Below are 3,438 nucleotides of genomic sequence, written 5' to 3' on the forward strand. Positions count from 1 at the left end.
CGCACTACGGGTGCGCGATGTTGAGTTCCTGCGGCGACGGTTGTCGGTGCACGCCAACGCTGTGCAGCTCGGTGTCAAGCATGAGGTCGGGCCGACCAAGGGACGGGTGGCGCGGTCCGTGCCGGTACCGCAGTTCGTGCTGGATGAGCTGGCGGTGCAGTGCGAGGGCCGCAGCCTCGACGATCTCGTGTTCGGCGACGGTGGTAATTACTTGCCAACGCCCGAAGTCCTCGAACGGATGGTTTACGCGCGCCGTCAAAAGCGCCGGGGTGCAGGCCATCACGCCGCACGATCTGCGCCACTCTTGCGCCTCGATCGCGGTCAGCTCCGGGGTGAACGTGCTGGCGTTGTCGCGGATGCTGGGGCACAAGTCGGCGAAGATCACCCTGGACACCTACGCCGATCTGTTCGACACCGATCTCGATCCCGTCGCCGCGGCCCTTGATTTGAAGTGTGCCCAAAGTGTGCCCAAACGGGTGCCCGCTGTCCGCACTCCGGCCACAAAAAGGGCCTCTGAACTGTGCGAACAGGCGTAGAACCGGGGTGCGGGCGGAGGGACTCGAACCCTCACGCTCTTTCGAGCACCGGCACCTAAAGCCGGCATGTCTGCCGTTCCATCACGCCCGCAGCGTGCTGATCGTACCGCCCGTCTCACCGATCAAATCTTGTCAGCGGCCCTTTCTAGGTTGGGTTGATCGCAGCGACGGGAGGGGATGGGTGAGACCTGTAGAGGAGTTCGAAGCAGTGCAGCGCCTCATTGCAATTGGTCTAAACGATTGTGCGATCGCTCGTCAGACGGGCATACCGCGGAGGACCGTATTGGATTGGCGACGCTTCAGATCGTCGATTCGAACGCGAGGTACGAATGCGTCGCACTGCAATATTGCGCATGATTTTGCCGCGCTGCCGGCTGGCGCGTACTGCTATCTTTTCGGCCTCTATCTCGGCGATGGATGCATCTCGCGTCACCCCCGAGCCTGGCGGCTAAGAATCACCCTCGACGACAAATACCCGGGCATCGTCGACCGCTGTCGGGAGGCGATTGACATTTTGATGCCGGGGCAGCGCGCTGCGACGCCACGTCGCTCCGACAATTGTATCGAGGTGTCGCTGTACTCAAAACACTGGCCCTGTCTGCTGCCTCAGCACGGTACCGGCAAAAAGCACCTACGTCCCATCCGGCTGGAGCCCTGGCAGGAAGGGCTCGTCAAAGAGGCGACCGAGGAATTCATTCGCGGGCTGATCGATAGCGACGGTTGCCGTGTGGTCGCGAACGATTCCGACGATATCCGGGGTCTGTTCATCGCTGCACTCGACGAGCTCGGGATTCCGTGGACTCGGTCAAGCCGGTACGTCATCGCGATCTGCCGAAGGTCGCGGTGCCGCGTCTCGACGAATTCGTCGGGCCCAAGTCTTGAATTCTGAGGAGCGGTACCTTCAAGGGGTGTCCACTACCCGCCGTCGCAGGCCTGCGCTGATCGCTCTGGTGATCGTCGCCGCCTGCGGATGCCTGGCCCTGGGCTGGTGGCAGTGGACCCGGTTCCAGTCAGTGTCGGGCACGTTCCAAAACCTCGGATACGCGCTGCAGTGGCCGATGTTCGCCTGGTTCTGCATCTACGCCTACCGCAAGTTCGTCCGCTATGAAGAAGTGCCGCCCGAGCCACGGACGAAGGGCGCTACTAGTGAGATACCCGCCGGAGTGCTGCCCGAGCGTCCCACGCCCGTGCCGCCATCGTCCGACGATCCCGCGCTACGGGAGTACAACGCTTATCTGGCCGAGCTCGCCAAGAACGATGCCGAACAGCAGAACAGGACGACCGCATGACCACGCCCGAGACACCAGGAGCCTCAGCGTCCGCCGTTCCCGCCGACAAGATCCGCGGCGCGTTGCTCGGCTACCGGATCATGGCCTGGACGACGGGTCTTTGGCTCATCGCGCTGTGCTACGAGATCGTCTCGCACCTCGCCTTCCACCACGAGATCCGGTGGATCGAGGTCGTGCACGGCTGGGTGTACTTCATCTATGTGCTCACCGCCTTCAATCTGGCGGTCAAGGTCCGCTGGCCCATCGGCAAGACGATCGGCGTGCTGCTGGCCGGCACCATCCCACTGCTCGGCATCATCGTCGAGCACTTCCAGACCAAGGACGTCAGGGCGCGCTTCGGGCTTTGAGTCACGTCCGCCTCGGTCGTCCGTCTTGGAGGCGACGAACATTGTGCCCACCTCTCAACGACACCTTGTGAGAGTTGGCTGCGGGATCGGCACGCCCGGTTGTCGCTCAAAGGCGGGCACATCGCCTCATCCCCTCCGGGCGAGGCTGGTGTGACTGGTGTGCCTTAATCGCCGGCCTCATGCGAGGCGAGGGCAAGCGCTTCCAGCGCCGGCACGAGCAGCGCCAGCGCGCGACCACGATGCGACACTGCGTCTTTCTCCGCCGGGCTGAGCTGCGCCGCGGTGCGGTCAGAACCGTCAGGCACGAACACCGGATCGTAGCCGAACCCGCCGTCGCCGCGCGGTTCCCTGGCGATGCTGCCGGGCCACTCACCGCGCACGACCACCTCTCCGGACGCGCTAACCAGCGCGCAGGCCGACACGAAAGCCGCGCCGCGCCGTTCGTTGGGTGCGTCCCGCAATTGGGCCAGCAGCAACGCGGTGTTGGCGGCGTCGTCGCCGTGGATACCCGACCAGCGCGCCGACAGCACCCCGGGCATGTCGTTCAGGGCGGCCACCTCCAAACCGGAGTCGTCGGCTACGGTTGCCAAACCGGTCGCGGCGAACGCATCCCGCGCCTTGGCCAGCGCATTGTCCTCGAACGTCGCGCCGGATTCGGGCGCTTCGTCGAACGGCGCGACATCGTTCAGCGACACCACCGTCAACCCCGACAACCCGGCGCCGTCCAGCACCCGGCGCAGTTCGGCCAGCTTCTTCGGGTTACGGCTGGCGACCAGCAGCCGGGTCAGGTTCCGAACGCCTTCGACGGCGGGGGGCCCTCGGGCAACACACCCGGGTAGGGCAGCTCCAGCGCCTCCCGCTGCGCGGCGAACAACGTGTCGCAGGCGCCCAGCGCCGCGTCGAGCAACTTGTCCAACGTCGACCGCGGGAACGTCGCACCCTCACCGGTGCCCTGAACCTCCACGAGCGTCCCGGTGTCGGTGGCGACGACGTTCATGTCGACCTCGGCCCGGGAGTCTTCCTCGTAGGGCAGGTCCACCCGGATCCGGCCGTCGACGACGCCGACGCTGACCGCCGCGATGGCACACGACAACGGCCTGGGATCCGACAGCCTGCCCGCCGCCGACAGGTAGGTCACGGCGTCGGCCAATGCCACGTAGGCGCCCGTGATGGCAGAGGTGCGGGTGCCGCCGTCGGCCTGCAACACATCGCAGTCGACGGCAACGGTGTTCTCCCCGAGCGCCGCCAAGTCGATGCACGCCCGCA

At 65.5% G+C, this 3,438-nt stretch carries 5 protein-coding genes, 1 tRNA gene and 1 pseudogene; 4 read left to right on the forward strand and 3 right to left on the reverse strand.

What is annotated here, in order from left to right:
• Window positions 1–536, forward strand: a pseudogene (locus ACLP9N_RS11760) (site-specific integrase); the annotation flags it as partial.
• A gap of 8 nt (window positions 537–544) precedes the next feature.
• On the opposite strand, the gene ACLP9N_RS11765 reads toward ACLP9N_RS11760, so the two are convergent.
• Window positions 545–627 (reverse strand) — tRNA-Leu (locus ACLP9N_RS11765).
• Window positions 628–744: 117 nt separating this feature from the next.
• Here ACLP9N_RS11765 and ACLP9N_RS11770 point away from each other — a divergent pair.
• From ACLP9N_RS11770 to ACLP9N_RS11780, 3 genes are read left to right on the forward strand one after another with little or no spacing between them, the layout of a single operon-like run.
• Entirely contained in the window at window positions 745–1,425 is a 681-nt protein-coding gene (locus tag ACLP9N_RS11770) for a hypothetical protein (RefSeq protein ID WP_442407570.1), read from the forward strand.
• 19 nt (window positions 1,426–1,444) lie between these two features.
• Window positions 1,445–1,825, forward strand: coding sequence for a hypothetical protein (locus tag ACLP9N_RS11775; RefSeq protein WP_442407571.1), 381 nt, complete (start codon window positions 1,445–1,447; stop codon window positions 1,823–1,825).
• Window positions 1,822–2,172 (forward strand): DUF3817 domain-containing protein, encoded by a 351-nt coding sequence (locus ACLP9N_RS11780; protein WP_442407572.1) that lies wholly within the window; start codon window positions 1,822–1,824, stop codon window positions 2,170–2,172. Before ACLP9N_RS11775 ends, ACLP9N_RS11780 begins: the two co-directional genes overlap by 4 nt.
• 164 nt (window positions 2,173–2,336) lie before the next feature.
• Here the strand turns inward: ACLP9N_RS11780 and rdgB are convergent, their stop codons facing one another.
• Together rdgB and rph are read right to left on the reverse strand one after the other, a co-directional pair.
• Window positions 2,337–2,960 (reverse strand): RdgB/HAM1 family non-canonical purine NTP pyrophosphatase, encoded by a 624-nt coding sequence (gene rdgB, locus ACLP9N_RS11785; RefSeq protein ID WP_442407574.1) that lies wholly within the window; start codon window positions 2,958–2,960, stop codon window positions 2,337–2,339.
• Window positions 2,957–3,438, reverse strand: a 482-nt coding sequence (gene rph / locus ACLP9N_RS11790; RefSeq protein WP_442407573.1) for a ribonuclease PH, incomplete at its 5' end; no start/stop codon positions are given. The genes rdgB and rph, both read right to left, overlap by 4 nt.

Origin of the sequence: Mycobacterium sp. (assembly GCF_052144515.1) — a bacterium.
GTDB lineage: Bacteria > Actinomycetota > Actinomycetes > Mycobacteriales > Mycobacteriaceae > Mycobacterium.

Excerpts from the sequence above, each read along its gene's own strand:
- ACLP9N_RS11780 (WP_442407572.1), top strand. The coding sequence starts at position 1,822 with ATGACCACGCCCGAGACACCAGGAGCCTCAGCGTCCGCCGTTCCCGCC.